Source organism: Variovorax sp. WS11 (genome assembly GCF_010499245.1).
Lineage (GTDB): Bacteria > Pseudomonadota > Gammaproteobacteria > Burkholderiales > Burkholderiaceae_C > Variovorax.
Genome location: NZ_JAAGOW010000001.1, coordinates 2,598,520 through 2,611,916, shown reverse-complemented (window position 1 = coordinate 2,611,916; position 13,397 = coordinate 2,598,520). Strand labels below are relative to the sequence as shown.

Annotated in this window: 16 protein-coding genes; 14 read left to right on the top strand and 2 right to left on the bottom strand. The window is 68.6% G+C overall.

Annotated elements, in window-relative coordinates; genetic code table 11:
• The first annotated feature begins 43 nt into the window (after positions 1-43).
• The 7 genes from GXN78_RS12845 to GXN78_RS12815 all read left to right on the top strand — a co-directional run bounded on the left by GXN78_RS12845 (position 44) and on the right by GXN78_RS12815 (position 6,798).
• A complete protein-coding gene (locus tag GXN78_RS12845) occupies positions 44-1,318 on the top strand; it encodes a PotD/PotF family extracellular solute-binding protein (RefSeq protein WP_106559678.1) in 1,275 nt (424 codons plus the stop codon).
• 127 nt (positions 1,319-1,445) lie between these two features.
• On the top strand, positions 1,446-2,351 hold the full coding sequence (locus GXN78_RS12840; RefSeq protein ID WP_106559677.1) for an ABC transporter permease: 906 nt from the start codon (positions 1,446-1,448) through the stop codon (positions 2,349-2,351).
• A 1-nt stretch (position 2,352) separates the two neighbouring features.
• On the top strand, positions 2,353-3,246 hold the full coding sequence (locus GXN78_RS12835) for an ABC transporter permease (RefSeq protein ID WP_106559676.1): 894 nt from the start codon (positions 2,353-2,355) through the stop codon (positions 3,244-3,246).
• 4 nt (positions 3,247-3,250) lie between these two features.
• On the top strand, positions 3,251-3,997 hold the full coding sequence (locus GXN78_RS12830; RefSeq protein ID WP_106559675.1) for an aspartate/glutamate racemase family protein: 747 nt from the start codon (positions 3,251-3,253) through the stop codon (positions 3,995-3,997).
• Positions 3,998-4,029: 32 nt separating this feature from the next.
• Positions 4,030-4,935: a pirin family protein gene (locus GXN78_RS12825; RefSeq protein ID WP_106559674.1), complete on the top strand. Its 906-nt coding sequence runs from the start codon at positions 4,030-4,032 to the stop codon at positions 4,933-4,935.
• A 97-nt stretch (positions 4,936-5,032) separates the two neighbouring features.
• On the top strand, positions 5,033-6,103 hold the full coding sequence (locus tag GXN78_RS12820; RefSeq protein ID WP_106559673.1) for a flavodoxin family protein: 1,071 nt from the start codon (positions 5,033-5,035) through the stop codon (positions 6,101-6,103).
• Positions 6,104-6,423: 320 nt separating this feature from the next.
• Positions 6,424-6,798, top strand: coding sequence for a Spy/CpxP family protein refolding chaperone (locus GXN78_RS12815; protein ID WP_239142691.1), 375 nt, complete (start codon positions 6,424-6,426; stop codon positions 6,796-6,798).
• A gap of 68 nt (positions 6,799-6,866) precedes the next feature.
• On the opposite strand, the gene GXN78_RS12810 is transcribed toward GXN78_RS12815, so the two are convergent.
• The gene (locus GXN78_RS12810; RefSeq protein WP_106559565.1) at positions 6,867-7,298 is read right to left on the bottom strand and encodes a serine/threonine protein kinase; all 432 of its coding nucleotides are present in this window, start codon (positions 7,296-7,298) and stop codon (positions 6,867-6,869) included.
• Between the two features lie 260 nt (positions 7,299-7,558).
• On the opposite strand from GXN78_RS12810, the gene GXN78_RS12805 reads away from it, so the two are divergent.
• The 4 genes from GXN78_RS12805 to GXN78_RS12790 are packed head-to-tail and all read left to right on the top strand — an operon-like array spanning position 7,559 to position 11,230.
• The gene (locus tag GXN78_RS12805; RefSeq protein WP_106559618.1) at positions 7,559-8,287 is read left to right on the top strand and encodes an endonuclease/exonuclease/phosphatase family protein; all 729 of its coding nucleotides are present in this window, start codon (positions 7,559-7,561) and stop codon (positions 8,285-8,287) included.
• An 11-nt stretch (positions 8,288-8,298) separates the two neighbouring features.
• Positions 8,299-9,525: a cardiolipin synthase ClsB gene (clsB, locus tag GXN78_RS12800; RefSeq protein ID WP_106559566.1), complete on the top strand. Its 1,227-nt coding sequence runs from the start codon at positions 8,299-8,301 to the stop codon at positions 9,523-9,525.
• Positions 9,522-10,541 carry a lysylphosphatidylglycerol synthase domain-containing protein gene (locus tag GXN78_RS12795; RefSeq protein WP_106559567.1) on the top strand — a complete coding sequence of 340 codons (1,020 nt, stop codon included), beginning with the start codon at positions 9,522-9,524 and terminating at the stop codon, positions 10,539-10,541. Before clsB ends, GXN78_RS12795 begins: the two co-directional genes overlap by 4 nt.
• Before the next feature lie 35 nt (positions 10,542-10,576).
• Complete coding sequence (locus GXN78_RS12790) at positions 10,577-11,230, top strand: UdgX family uracil-DNA binding protein (protein ID WP_106559568.1); 654 nt, start codon at positions 10,577-10,579, stop codon at positions 11,228-11,230.
• Here GXN78_RS12790 and GXN78_RS12785 read toward each other — a convergent pair.
• Positions 11,218-11,790: an acyloxyacyl hydrolase gene (locus tag GXN78_RS12785; RefSeq protein WP_106559569.1), complete on the bottom strand. Its 573-nt coding sequence runs from the start codon at positions 11,788-11,790 to the stop codon at positions 11,218-11,220. The two genes, GXN78_RS12790 and GXN78_RS12785, sit on opposite strands and share 13 nt — an antisense overlap.
• A gap of 174 nt (positions 11,791-11,964) precedes the next feature.
• On the opposite strand from GXN78_RS12785, the gene GXN78_RS12780 reads away from it, so the two are divergent.
• The 3 genes from GXN78_RS12780 to GXN78_RS12770 all read left to right on the top strand — a co-directional run bounded on the left by GXN78_RS12780 (position 11,965) and on the right by GXN78_RS12770 (position 13,385).
• Positions 11,965-12,462 (top strand): polyhydroxyalkanoate granule-associated phasin, encoded by a 498-nt coding sequence (locus tag GXN78_RS12780; protein ID WP_106559619.1) that lies wholly within the window; start codon positions 11,965-11,967, stop codon positions 12,460-12,462.
• Positions 12,463-12,540: 78 nt separating this feature from the next.
• Positions 12,541-12,960: a MerR family transcriptional regulator gene (locus tag GXN78_RS12775; protein WP_106559570.1), complete on the top strand. Its 420-nt coding sequence runs from the start codon at positions 12,541-12,543 to the stop codon at positions 12,958-12,960.
• Complete coding sequence (locus GXN78_RS12770) at positions 12,957-13,385, top strand: aromatic catabolism protein (RefSeq protein ID WP_106559571.1); 429 nt, start codon at positions 12,957-12,959, stop codon at positions 13,383-13,385. The genes GXN78_RS12775 and GXN78_RS12770 overlap by 4 nt, the downstream gene beginning before the upstream one ends.
• Positions 13,386-13,397 lie beyond the last annotated feature (12 nt).

Sequence of the window (13,397 nt, the reverse complement as noted above, 5' to 3'; positions counted from 1 at the left end):
CCCATTTCACCCAGTTCATCACTGCGCCCTCAGGAGCTCAACCATGTCCGAACCCATCGACTCGACCACCGGCAAAGGCGTGCAGCGCCGCGCGCTGCTGCAAGGCACCGCGGGCATCCTTGCCGCCGGCGTGTTCCCTGCCATCCACGCGCAGGAGAAGATCGTGCTGCGCTACCTCGGCACCGCCGTGAACCAGGACAAGGCGATCGCCGAGAAGTTCAAGGCCGACACCGGCATCGAGATCCAATACGTGGCCGTCACCACCGACGACGTCACCAAGCGCGCCGTGACCGCGCCCAACAGTTTCGACCTGATCGACACCGAGTACTTCTCGCTGAAGAAGATCGTTCCCACAGGCAATCTCAAGGGCATCGACACGAAGAAGATCAAGAACGCCGACAAGATCACCTCGCTCTTCACCAAGGGCGAGGTGGCCGGCAAGAAGGTGGGCGACCAGGGCACTGCGCCCAAGAAGGTAATCTTCCTCGAGGGCGAGAAGAGCAAGGTGTTCGCCAAATCGCCGACCCAGTTCATGTCGCTGATCCCGACGGTCTACAACGCCGACACGCTGGGCATCCGGCCCGACCTGATCAAGCGGCCGATCGACACCTGGGCCGAGCTGCTCAATCCCGAGTTCAAGGGCAAGGCCGCGATCCTCAACATCCCCTCCATCGGCATCATGGACGCGGCGATGGTGGTGGAGGCCAAGGGCATCCACAAGTACGCCGACAAGGGCAACATGACGAAGGCCGAGATCGACCTCACGATCAAGACCCTGATCGAGGCCAAGAAGGCCGGCCAGTTCCGCGCGCTGTGGAAGGACTTCAACGAGTCGGTCAACCTGATGGCCTCGGGCGAGGTGGTGATCCAGTCGATGTGGTCGCCGGCCGTGACAGCCGTGCGCACCAAGGGCATCGCCTGCAACTTCCAACCGCTGAAGGAAGGCTACCGCGCCTGGGCCGCGGGCTTCGGGCTGCCGGCGACGCTCTCGGGCAGGAAGCTCGACGGCGCCTACGAGTTCATCAACTGGTTCCTGGACGGCTGGGCCGGTGCGTACCTCAATCGGCAGGGCTACTACAGCGCGGTGCTGGAGACCGCGAAGGCCAAGATGGAGGCCTACGAGTGGGCCTACTGGATGGAGGGCAAGGCCGCGACGCAGGACATCAAGAGCCCGAACGGCGATCTGCTGGCCAAGACCGGCGCGGTGCGCGACGGCGGCAGCTACGAGCAGCGCATGGGCGGCATCGCGTGCTGGAACGCGGTGATGGACGAGAACGAGTACATGGTGCGCAAGTGGAACGAGTTCGTCGCGGCCTGACGGACTTGCTCCCTCTCCCTCTGGGAGAGGGCGGGGGTGAGGGCACCGGGCCTTCGCACGCGGCGCACGGTCACCACCGCCCGGCGCCCTCACCCTAACCCTCTCCCAGAGGGAGAGGGAACAAGACATGAACACCCTACCGGCAACTGCAACGCGTACCCAGGCCATCAAGCCCTGGTGGCAGGCCGCCCCCTTCGCGGCGGTCTTCCTGCTCTTCTTCCTGATCCCCCTGACGCTGATCGCCATGGTCAGCCTCTGGAACTTCAACGAGTACGAGCTGCTCCCGGCCCTCACGCTGCGCAACTACGCGAGCATCTTCGAAGGCTGCTCGCACCTCACCGACAACGGCGACTTCTGCGTCACCCTCTCCACCTACCTCAGCACGCTCAAGTTCTGCCTGCTGGTCTGGGCCATCACCCTGCTGATCGGCTTCTCGGTGGCCTACTTCCTGGCCTTCCACGTGCGCTCTCCGGGCATGCAGACGCTGCTCTTCGTGCTCTGCACCGTGCCCTTCTGGACCTCGAACGTGATCCGCATGATCTCGTGGGTGCCGCTCTTGGGGCGCAACGGTCTGGTGAACCAGGGGCTGATGGGCCTGGGCCTGGTCGACACGCCGGTGGAGTGGCTGCTGTTCTCCGACTTCTCGGTGGTGCTGGCCTTCGTCCACCTCTACACGATGTTCATGATCGTGCCGATCTTCAACTCGATGATGCGCATCGACCGCGCCCTGCTCGAGGCCGCCAGCGACGCCGGCGCCTCCGGCTGGCAGACGCTGTGGAACGTGATCGTGCCGCTCTCGCGCACCGGTATCCTCATCGGCTCGATCTTCGTCATCACCATCGTGATGGGCGACTTCGTCACCATCGGCGTAATGGGCGGCCAGCAGATCGCCTCGGTCGGCAAGATCATCCAGGTCCAGACCTCCTACCTCCAGTTCCCGCTGGCGGCGGCCAACGCGATGATCCTGCTGGCCGTGGTGCTCATGATCATCTGGGGGCTCACGCGGCTCGTCGACATTCGGAAGGAGCTCTGAGGTGAGCGCACGAATCGGCGAACAGCGCAGCCGCGGCTTCTGGCCGCTCGCGCTCGTGTTCGCGCTCTTCGTGCTCTTTCTCTACGGGCCGATGATCACCATCTTCGTGCTGAGCTTCCAGGGGCCGGAGGGCGGCCTCACCTTTCCGCTGCGCGGCGTGTCGCTGCACTGGTTCCACAAGCTGGCCGAAGGCCTGGGCACGGTGGACATCGGCGCGGCCTTCCGGCGCTCGCTGATGCTGGGCACGGTGGTCATGCTCTTCACCGTCGCGCTCTCGGTGCTGGCGGGCCTGGCCTTCCGCAAGAAGCTCGCGGGCGGCAACGCGCTCTTCTTCGTCACGGTGGCGAGCCTGATCATGCCGTCGATCATCGTCTCGCTGGGCATCGGCCTGCAGTTCCGGCTGCTCGACAGCGGCATCAAGGGCGCATTGGCAGCACTGGATGCCAGCAGCACGCTCGAGAACTACGGCACCGCGCTGGGGTTGCTCAGCTCCGCGCTGGGAGCCCATCTCACATGGACGCTGCCCTTCGGCCTGCTCATCATGTTCGCGGTCTTCAACCGCTTCAACCCGGCCTACGAAGAGGCCGCGCGCGACCTCGGCGCCACGCCCTGGCAGAGCTTCCGCCACGTGGTGCTGCCGCTGATCGGGCCTTCGATCGTCGGCATCGGCATGTTCGGCTTCACGCTCAGCTGGGACGAGATCGCACGCACCTCACAGGCCATCGGCGACGTCAACACCCTCCCGCTGGAGCTGCAGGGTCTGACCTCGACCGTGACCACGCCCGCCATCTACGCGCTGGGCACGGTCACCACCATCGTTTCCTTCGCGGTGATGGCGCTCGCACTCGGCAGCGCAGCCTGGCTGCGGCGGCGCGCCACGCGGCAACGGCGCTGATGACGTGGGCCGCCTGCTGATCATCAACCCCAACACCTCGGCGGTGGTGAGCGCGCTGCTGCAGCGCAATGTCCAGGGCGAAGTGAGTCCGGCCGTGAAGGTGCACACCGTCACCGCCCGCTTCGGCGCACCCTACATCGCCAGCGAGGCCAGCTACGCGGTAGCGCAGCATGCGGTGCTCGATGCCTGGGCCGCGGCGGTGGCGCGCGGCGAGCGGGCCGACGCGGTGCTCATCGGCTGCTTCGGCGACCCGGGCCTGTTCGCCCTGCGCGAGGCCTGCGGCGTGCCGGTAGGCGGCCTGGCGGAAGCCGCCTTCGCCGCCGCGGCGCGGCACGGACGCTTCGCGGTGGTAACCGGCGGCGAGCGCTGGCGGCCGATGCTCGAACGCCTGGCCCTGGCGCTCGGCCATGCGTCCTCGCTGGCCGGCATCCACACGGTGGCGCCAAGCGGCGCCGAGATCGCGGCCGACCCGGCCGGCGCCCAGGCACTGCTGACCGAAGCCTGCCTGGAGGCTGCCGCCCGCTTCGAGGCCCAGGCCGTGATCCTGGGCGGCGCGGGGCTGGCCGGCCTGGCCGCCGCCATCGCGCCCCAGCTTCCAGTGTCGCTGATCGACAGTGTGAGCGCCGGCGCGCGCTGGGCCATCGAGGCGGGGCGCGCAGCGGCCGCTCCCCGCGCCGGCGGCATCGACGCGGCTTGGCAGGGCGTGTCCTGGGAGCTCGAGGCGCTGGCCGCGCGGCATCCCCACCCGTAGCGCGGACATCGGTCCGTGCCACCATGCTTTGCATGAGTACGTCGAACACCACCCGTCCCCCTCACCATGTCGAGCCCGTGACGCTGGCCCGGCCGCGCGGCATCGACCAGATCGTCGCCGGCGTCTCCACCAGCGACGGCGACGGCGTCAAGCTCACGCGCGTGCTGCACCAGCCGCTGCAGCAGCGGCTCGACCCCTACCTGATGCTCGATGCCTTCGGCAGCGACAACCCCGGCGACTACATCGGCGGCTTCCCCAGCCATCCGCACCGCGGCTTCGAGACCGTCACCTACATGATCGCGGGCCGCATGCGCCATCGCGACAGCGCCGGCCACGAGGGCCTGCTGGCCAACGGCGGCGTGCAGTGGATGACCGCCGGCCGCGGCCTGGTGCACAGCGAGCTGCCGGAGCAGGAGGAAGGGCTGATGCAAGGCTTCCAGCTCTGGCTCAACCTGCCGGCCAAGCACAAGATGCGTGAGCCCTGGTACCGCGACATCCAGAGCGAAGAGATCCCCGAGCTCGTCACGCCGGCCGGCGTGCACGTGCGCGTGATCGCGGGCAAGAGCCATGGCATCGTCGGCGCGGTGCAGCGCGAGCACACCGAGCCGCTCTACCTCGACCTCACGCTGCCGCCGGGCACCGAGTTCGCCCAACCCCTGGCGCCGGACCGCAATGCGCTGCTCTACGTGTTCCGAGAATCGCTCTACATCGGCAGCAGCGAGATCCCGACCAAGCGCATGGCCATCCTCGCCAACGATCCGGACAGCGATGGCGTGATGCTGCGTGCGCCCGCCTCCAACCACAGCCCGGCGCGCGCGCTGCTGATCGCGGGCAAGCCGTTGCATGAGCCGATCGCGCAGTACGGTCCCTTCGTCATGAACACCCGCGAGCAAGTGACGCAGGCCGTGCACGACTTCCAGAACGGCAAGCTCGGCTGAGCGCGACGGCGCCGAGGCAGGCTGTAGTCGCCCACCTACCGCAGCTTGCGCCTGTCTCGGCGGTGCGCAAGCGCCGCGCGCTGCGTAGATTGGGGCGATGACCGAAGTCCGCAAAGGCCAGGCGCCACCGCCCATCGAACGCACCGAGTTCCACGAACGCTTCATGCAGGCTTACCGCGACCCGGCGTATCGAGCCGAGTCGGAGGCGCTGGCGCGCATCGAGCTCATCGCCTGGGAGGCCTACCACGAAGGCCGCAAGGCCCCCGTGACGCGCAAGGCGGGCCCTGGGTACGCCGACCCCGAGTACGAACTTTCCGTCGACTGGCTGGAAGCGAAGGCGCGCATCGAGCGCGCGCAGGCCGCGTGGTCGAAGCCCGAGACGAAGTCGCGCGTGCTGTTGATCAACGGCTCCCCGCGCAACGACGGCACCTGCCCCGGCGAGATGTCGAAGACCTTCCGCCTGCTGCAGCTGGCGCGCGAGGTGCTCGAGGCGCAGCAGATCGACAGCGACGTGCTGGACCTCAGCGTGCTGACCTCCGACTACGGCCGTCACATCCATCCCTGCAAGGGTTGCGTCTCCACCGCGATGCCGCTGTGCCACTGGCCCTGCAGCTGTTACCCCAACCATGCGCTGCGGCAGACCGGCGACTGGATGAACGAGATCTACGAACGCTGGGTCGCGGCCCACGGGGTGATCATCTTCACGCCTACCCACTGGTATCAGTCCACCAGCCCCCTCAAGCTGATGGCCGACCGCCTGGTCTGCGCCGACGGTGGCAATCCCGACCCCACCTCCACCCACGGCAAGAAGGCCGACGAGGCCAAGGCCATCGAACTCAAGGGCTGGGACTACCCCAAGCACCTGGCGGGCCGCGCCTACGGCCTGGTGGTGCACGGCGACGTGGCCGGCGTGGAGAGCCTGCGGCGCAATCTCAGCGACTGGCTGGACTGGATGGGCCTGATCGACGCCGGCGCCCAGGCGCGGCTGGACCGCTACCTCGGCTACTACGGCCCCTATGCGACCAGCCACGATGCGCTCGACCAGGACACAGGCCTGCAGGAAGAGGTGCGCAACGTCGCGCGTGCGGTCGCCCGCGCGGTGGGCGCCCTGCGCGCCGGCCGGCTCGCGCCGCCGGACGCCGGCCTCGAGCCCCCGCGGCCCAAGTAGAGGCCGGGGCCGAAACGGCCTGACATCTTTCTTTACGCCCGCCTCACGCACGCGCGACGGCGGCGACACAGAGCGCTTCCACACTTGCCTCACCTGCCGCCGTATCGGCAGGCTTCTTCGAAAGGAAGCACCCTCATGATCTCGTCTCGTCAGAAAAAGCTCATGGCCGGCCTGATCGCCTCGGCCGCCTTCGCCTGCAGCACCGGCTTCGCGCAGGGCTTCTCACTGTCCTCGACGGCCGCCCCGCCGCCCCGCCACCACCGCGCAGGCCGCCCGGCCGATGCCAAGCCCGCGCGCCCGCACATGGACGGGCCCAGCGCATGGAGCGTATGCAGGCCAAGCGCACGCAACGCCTGGCCGAGCTCAAGCAGAAGCTCAAGCTCGAAGCCAGCCAGGAAGGCGCATGGAACAGCTTCACCGCCGCGCAGCAGCGGCCGGCTCGCCCGGCCGGCCAGGCCCGCATGGACCGCGCCGAGTTCGCCAAGCTGACGACGCCGCAGCGCCTGGAGCACATGCAGGCCCGCCAGGCCGAGCGCAGCGCCCGCTTCGCCCGGCGCGTCGAGGCCACGCGCAGCTTCTATGCGACGCTGTCGCCGGCGCAGCAGAAAACCTTCGATGCGGAAACCGTGCATTTCGGCCATCGCGGCGGCCCCGGCCACCCGCATCACGGCCAGCGCGAACCCGCGAAGAGCTGAGCGCGGCACGCGCCCATGAAAAAGCCCGCAGCGATTGCTGCGGGCTTTTTTTCGCGACCACGACACGCTTACTGCGGCGTTCCGGTCTTGTCGGTCGGGTTGGTCGGCACTTCCGGCCGCTCGCCACGCTCACCGAAGCGCGGCTTCACCTTGCGCGCATCCGCGCTCACATCGCCACGCGACATCTCGCCCGTGGGCCGCGGCATCGCATTGGGCTGACCGTTCACCGTGGTGGTCGCCTCGCCCTTGGGGACCGGGTTGTTGATGTTGTTGCGGTTGTGGGCACGCGCCTCGGCCCTCACGGCCTCGCGCGACGCGGGGTCGGTGCCGTCGGGCCGCTGGGTGGCGTTGGCCACGCCGCCCGGCACGCTCTTGGTGCTGGCCTGCCCGCCCTTGGCCGGGTCGGGCTGCGCCGGAACACTGGTCGTCTGGCCGAAACTGGCGCCCGCCAGGCCCATCAGGCCGGTGAGCACCGCACTTGCAATCAAGGCTCTCTTCATGGTGATGTCCCCTTCAAGGATCAAACAGAAACGTGAGCCCCCCTTGCTCGAGCTCTGAGTTCACCGTAGGAAGCCCCCGGCACGCCGGATGTGGGGATCGGGCAGGCCCGCCTGTAGGAGCCGGCCGCTGCCTTCCGCAGGCCCGCGAAGAAGGTGGCAAGCTCCTACAGCGAGGGCGCACACCTCGGCTTACAACTGCGCATGTGAAGCCCTCCACCCCCGCCGCAGGTACGGTTGCCTCGCCCACCTCGCTCAAGGTCATGACGGTGAACACCCACAAGGGCTTCACCGCGCTCAATCGCAAGTTCATCCTGCCGGAGCTGCGCGAAGCAGTCCGCACCGTAGGCGCCGACGTGGTGTTCCTGCAGGAGGTGCTGGGCACCCACTCGCGCCATTCGCGCCGGATCGACAACTGGCCGGAGGCGCCGCACTACGAGTTCCTGGCCGACACCATGTGGCCGCAGTTCGCCTATGGCCGCAACGCGGTCTATCCACGGGGCCATCACGGCAACGCGGTGCTGTCGAAGTTCCCGATCGTCCACTTCAAGAACCACGACGTGTCGATCGTCGGCCCGGAAAAGCGCGGGCTGCTGCACTGCGTGCTGCGGCTGCCGGGCCGCACGGTCGACGTGCACGCGATCTGCGCGCACCTGGGCCTGGCCGAGAACCACCGGCTGCAGCAGCTCGAGCTCTTGTGCCACATCGTGCGCGACGAAGTGCCGGCCGACGCGCCGCTGATCGTGGCCGGCGACTTCAACGACTGGCGCGGCCGCGCGCACGAGATCCTCGAGCAGGGCGCCGCGCTGCGCGAGGTGTTCGTGCATGCCAACGGCAGCGCCGCGAAGACCTTCCCCTCGCGCTTCCCGCTGCTGTCGTTGGACCGCATCTACGTGCGCAACGCGGGCGTGCACGCCCCGGTCGTGCTGCCGCGCAAGCCTTGGTCGCACTTGTCGGACCACGCGCCGCTGGTGGCGGAGATCGAGCTCTGAAGAGGAACGCCATGGCCCAGCGCTGGACAACCGGCAACCGCGTGGAACTGCTCGAGAACGGCGAGCAGTTCTTTCCGCGCGTTTTCGAGGCCATCCGCACGGCCGAGCGCGAGGTGATCGTCGAGACCTTCATCTTGTTCGAGGACAAGGTCGGTCTCGCACTGCACGAGGCCATGTGCGCCGCGGCGCAGCGTGGCGTGAAGGTGGACCTGATGATCGACGGCTTCGGCTCGCCCGAGCTGTCCGACGCATTCGTCGAAAGTCTGGGCGCGGCCGGCGTGCGCGTGCGCGTGTTCGACCCGGGCCGCCAGTTCCTCGGCCAGCGGCTCAACCTGTTTCGCCGCATGCACCGAAAGATCACGGTGATCGACGGCAGGATCGCCTTCGTGGGCGGCATCAACTTCTCCGCCGATCATGTGATGGACTTCGGCCCCAAGGCCAAGCAGGACTATGCCGTCGAGCTCGAAGGCCCGATCGTTTCGGAGATCCACCGCTTCGTGCTGCACGCCATCGCCGTGGGCAACAAGGGCGCCGGCTGGTTCCGGCGCCGTCTCGCGGCGGCACCGCCGACGGCCAACGCCGCGGCCGGCGAGGCCGAGGCGCAGTTCGTCACGCGCGACAACCGGCGCCACACGAACGACATCGAGCGCCACTACCTCGCCGCCATCCGCAGCGCGCGCCAGCGCATCGTGATCGCCAACGCCTACTTCTTCCCGGGCTACCGGCTCATCAAGGAGCTTCGGCGCGCGGCGCGGCGCGGCGTGGAGGTGAACCTGATCCTGCAGGGTGAGCCCGACATGCCGATCGTCAAGGTCGGCGCCAGCATGCTCTACCACCACCTGTTGCATGCCGGCGTGTGCATCCACGAGTACTGCCAGCGGCCGCTGCACGGCAAGGTCGCGCTGGTGGACGATCGCTGGAGCACGGTCGGCTCCAGCAACCTCGACCCGCTGAGCCTGTCGCTCAACCTCGAGGCCAACGTGATCGTGCGCGACGCCGCCTTCACCGCACGGCTCAGCGAGCGGCTGGAACTTCTGATGCGGCATCACTGCAAGAAGATCGACGTGGCCGAGCTCAGCGAGTGGAGCGCCTGGCGGCTGGTGCGCAGCTTCTTCGTCTTCCACCTGCTGCGCTGGTATCCCTCCTGGGTCGGCTGGCTGCCGCGCCATGCGCCGCGACTCCAGCCGCTGGCCGGCCAGGGGCCGCATGGCGGCGCTACGCGGACGGACAACGCATGAGAACCGCACGGCCGCCCGAAGGTGTTCGCCCCCCGTTGCGCGGCGAGGCGCCGAGTCGCGGCGTGGCGCGGCACGCGTGGTGGCCCTGGCTCAAGCGCATCGCCACCTGGAGCTTCTTCGGCCTCGTGGCCTGGCTGCTGGTGCGCCAGGCACGCACGATCGATTGGAGCGAGGTGCTGCAGGCCGTGCTCGAGATCCCGCTGCCGGCCTTGTTGGCCGCCCTGCTCTTGGCTGCCTGCAGCTTCGCGATCTACAGCACCTACGACCTGCTCGGCCGCCACATGACGCGCCACCGGCTCGGCACCAGCACGGTCATGGGCGTGACCTTCATCAGCTACGCCTTCAACCTCAACCTCGGATCGCTGATCGGCGGCGTCGCCTTCCGATACCGGCTCTATTCGCGCCACGGCCTGGACAATCTCACGATCACGCGCGTGCTCGGCTTCAGCATGCTGACCAACTGGCTCGGCTACCTGGTGGTGGCCGGCCTGGCCTTCTTCTTCTGGCCGATGGCGCTGCCGCCCGAGTGGAGGATCGAGGAGGACGGGCTGCGCATCCTCGGCGGCACGCTGATCGTGCTGGCGCTCGCCTACCTCATCCTCTGCGCGGTGGCGCGGGAGCACACCTGGGAATTCCGCGGGCACGAGCTGCAGACCCCGGCGCTCGGCATGGCGCTGCTGCAGCTCGCGATGTCCTGCACCAACTGGGCGCTGATCGGCGGCGTGATCTGGCTCCTGCTGCAGCAGCAGCTGCCGTATCCGCAGGTGCTCGCCGTGCTGCTGGTGGCCGCGGTGGCCGGCGTGATCACCCACGTGCCGGCCGGTCTGGGCGTGCTGGAGGCGGTGTTCGTCGCGCTGCTGTCGCATCAGATCGCGACGGATCGCCTGCTGGGCGCGCTGCTGGCCTATCGGGCGATCTACTACCTGCTGCCCTTGTGCATCGCGTCCGCCGCCTATTTCCTCACCGAGGTGCGCGCGCGGCAACGCCGGCGGCGGGCCGCTGCCGCAGGACCCTGACGCTGGTGGGGAGCGCGAGAACGACGGAGCTTGCCATGCCTGATTCCCCCCGATCGCCTGAACTGCCGGAGGATCCCGAACAGGCCCTGGAAGCGCTGCACCAGGCGACGGACCGCTGCCGCGAATGCCCGATCGGCGAGCACGCCACGCAATCGGTGTTCGGCGAAGGGCCAGTCCGCGCCACCGTGATGGTGGTCGGCGAGCAGCCGGGCGACCAGGAGGACCTGCAGGGCCGGCCCTTCGTGGGCCCGGCCGGCCGGCTGTTGGACAAGGCCGTGGAGGACCTGGGCTGGTTGCGCGAGCGGCTCTATGTGACCAACGCGGTCAAGCACTTCAAGTTCGAGCTGCGCGGCAAGCGGCGCATGCACAAGACGCCGGCCCAGCGCGAGGTCGCGGCCTGCCTGCATTGGCTCGAAAGCGAGATCGCCCAGGTGCGCCCCCAGGCCCTGATCGCGCTCGGCGCCACCGCCTCGCGCGCCCTGCTCGGGCGGCCTGTCGCGGTGATGCGCGAGCGGGGCCATTGGCACACCGACGCGCGCGGCCTGCCGGTGCTGGTCACGCTGCATCCATCAGCCCTGCTGAGGGGCGATCCGGAGCAGCGCGAAGCCGCCTATGAACAGTGGTTGAAAGACCTCTCAGGCGCCAACGAATACCTGGCTCCGCGCAAGCGCTCGCGTCAGAAGCGATAGAGGTAGCGGACCTTGTAGAAATTCTCGCCGGGGTTCGGTCTCCTGATGCCCGCGTTCGAGAAATGCTGGATCCGCAGCGAGAGCTCGTGCTCCCCGCGCGTGCCGAAGCTGCGGCCGATGCCCAGCTGCTCGGTGAACTGGAAGCGGGTGCTGAAGCTGCGGTCTGGCGTCTCGTAGCGGTCGTTCATCGAGGTGGCGCCGAGGCCCGCCTCGAAGAACCAGGGCGAGGCGCCCTCGTCGAAGCGAAAGCGCCAGCCCGCGATGGCGCCCAGCTGCGAGAAGTTGTGATAGCCGTCACTAGCGACGGTCGGCGCACGCCACTGGCTCAGGAACAGGTCCGCATAGACCGTGACCCGGGTGCCCCAGACGAGGTGCTGCGCACCCCAGGGCAGGACCGCGCCGATCGTCAGCGACCGGGTGCTGGTGTCGTTGTGCGGCGCGCGGCCGGCATCGACGTAGAAGGCGGGGTTGCCATCCTCGAAGGCGGAGGCGGCGAGGGAGAGCGACAAGAGTCCCGCACACAGCAGGACCTTGGCGCAGGACGATTTTTTATTGGACATTCGAACAGCACCTGCGACGAACGAAAACGGTGACTACCATCGCCGCCTTACAAGAGACGGACAACGGCATGTCGCCGCGACAGAGGATAGGAAATCTTCTCTCAAATTTGGCAGCGCTGCCGCAACCTCCTTCGATAAGCCTATAGTGCATCTCAGCTCATTCGTATGACGTTCATGTCCGCAGCCCTCACCTCCCCCCGCTTCTTCAACCCGTTCATGCTGTGGGTCGACGTCGCCCTCAAGACGCAGGAGATGCTGATGCACTCCGGCTCCGTGATCCAGCTGCGCACCGGGCTCATGGCCAAGGCCGGCTTGGTGCCGAGCGACGCGGACCTTGCCGAGATGCAGCTCATGGGCCACGAGAAGCTGGCGGCAGCCACCGAGTCGGGCTCCGCGATCGCCAACCAGCTGCACAGCACCCAGTTCGCCCTGGTCAATCGCGCCATGCGGCAGTGGCTGAGCGGCGCCGTCGCGCTGGTCTCGCTCGCCACCAGCACCACGCCGGCGCAGATCGCGACGCACGGCCGGGCGCTCGCGGTTGCGGCCACGCGTTCGGCCGCCACGCTGAGCCAGCTGTCGAGCGCCGGCGCGCGCATCGCGCAGCGCGGCCTCAAGCCGATCCACGCCAAGGCGAGCGCCAACGCCCTGCGGCTCGCCGGGCCACAGGCCTGAACGCGCGCCGCGTCGCGGCGCAAAAAAACTGCCCTCGCCCAAGCTTCGCGTAGCGCGAGGCTTGCTAGCCTTGGGCTCATGCGGATCTCCGAACTCGCTCGCCGCGCCGACGTCACGGTGCACGCACTGCGCCACTACGAAAGGCTGGGCCTGCTGCTACCGGCCCGCAATGCCGCGGGCTATCGCGACTATCCGGAGTCGATGCGGCGCGAAGTGGTGTTCATCGCAATGGCGCGGCGCATCGGCTTCTCGCTGCCCGCCATCGCCGAACTGCTGCCGGCCTACCGCGCCGGCCGCCTGAGCATCACGCGCATGACCGATGCGCTGGAGGAGCGCACGGCCGCCCTCGACCAGGAGATCGCCCGGCTGCAGGCATTGCGCGCGCAGGTGATCGAGCACGCGGACTGGCTGCGGGCGCAACGCCCGCAGCGCGCTGCGATGCCCTCGAAGAAAGCGAAACAGGCGCCCTGGCCGGGCGCCAAGGAGAAGAGACGATGAACGACAGCCCCCAACTCCGGCGGGTCGAACAAGCCGTGCTCGCCATGCCGATGGCGCGCACGCTGGGCCTGCGCTTCACGCAGCTCGCGGCCGGAGAGGTCGAGATCGAGCTGCCAATAACTGAGGCCCTCAGCTTCAGCCCGGGCCGCCTGCAGGCCACCGCGGTGTTCGCAGCGGCAGACTTCGCCGCCGTGTCGGCGGCCGGCAGCGTGCTGCCCGAGGGCTGGCGCAACGCGACGGTGGACGCCACGCTGAAGCTGGTGGCCCCCGCCGTCGGCCGCGCCGTGCGTGCGCGCGGGCGCGTGGTGCACGGCGGCCAGCTGCTCACCGTGTGCGCGGCGGAGGTCTACGCCGTGGCCCCGGAGGGTGGCGAGACGCTGTGCGCCACGCTGCTGGCGACGGCGCGCAGCATCCGGCCCGACTGAGGGCGTCCGCGC

Coding starts and splice junctions, on each gene's coding strand:
- GXN78_RS12845 (WP_106559678.1), top strand. CDS start 44: ATGTCCGAACCCATCGACTCGACCACCGGCAAAGGCGTGCAGCGCCGC.
- GXN78_RS12840 (WP_106559677.1), top strand. CDS start 1,446: ATGAACACCCTACCGGCAACTGCAACGCGTACCCAGGCCATCAAGCCC.
- GXN78_RS12825 (WP_106559674.1), top strand. CDS start 4,030: ATGAGTACGTCGAACACCACCCGTCCCCCTCACCATGTCGAGCCCGTG.
- GXN78_RS12820 (WP_106559673.1), top strand. CDS start 5,033: ATGACCGAAGTCCGCAAAGGCCAGGCGCCACCGCCCATCGAACGCACC.
- GXN78_RS12815 (WP_239142691.1), top strand. CDS start 6,424: ATGGAGCGTATGCAGGCCAAGCGCACGCAACGCCTGGCCGAGCTCAAG.
- GXN78_RS12810 (WP_106559565.1), bottom strand. CDS start 7,298: ATGAAGAGAGCCTTGATTGCAAGTGCGGTGCTCACCGGCCTGATGGGC.
- GXN78_RS12805 (WP_106559618.1), top strand. CDS start 7,559: ATGACGGTGAACACCCACAAGGGCTTCACCGCGCTCAATCGCAAGTTC.
- clsB (WP_106559566.1), top strand. CDS start 8,299: ATGGCCCAGCGCTGGACAACCGGCAACCGCGTGGAACTGCTCGAGAAC.
- GXN78_RS12795 (WP_106559567.1), top strand. CDS start 9,522: ATGAGAACCGCACGGCCGCCCGAAGGTGTTCGCCCCCCGTTGCGCGGC.
- GXN78_RS12790 (WP_106559568.1), top strand. CDS start 10,577: ATGCCTGATTCCCCCCGATCGCCTGAACTGCCGGAGGATCCCGAACAG.
- GXN78_RS12785 (WP_106559569.1), bottom strand. CDS start 11,790: ATGTCCAATAAAAAATCGTCCTGCGCCAAGGTCCTGCTGTGTGCGGGA.
- GXN78_RS12780 (WP_106559619.1), top strand. CDS start 11,965: ATGTCCGCAGCCCTCACCTCCCCCCGCTTCTTCAACCCGTTCATGCTG.
- GXN78_RS12775 (WP_106559570.1), top strand. CDS start 12,541: ATGCGGATCTCCGAACTCGCTCGCCGCGCCGACGTCACGGTGCACGCA.
- GXN78_RS12770 (WP_106559571.1), top strand. CDS start 12,957: ATGAACGACAGCCCCCAACTCCGGCGGGTCGAACAAGCCGTGCTCGCC.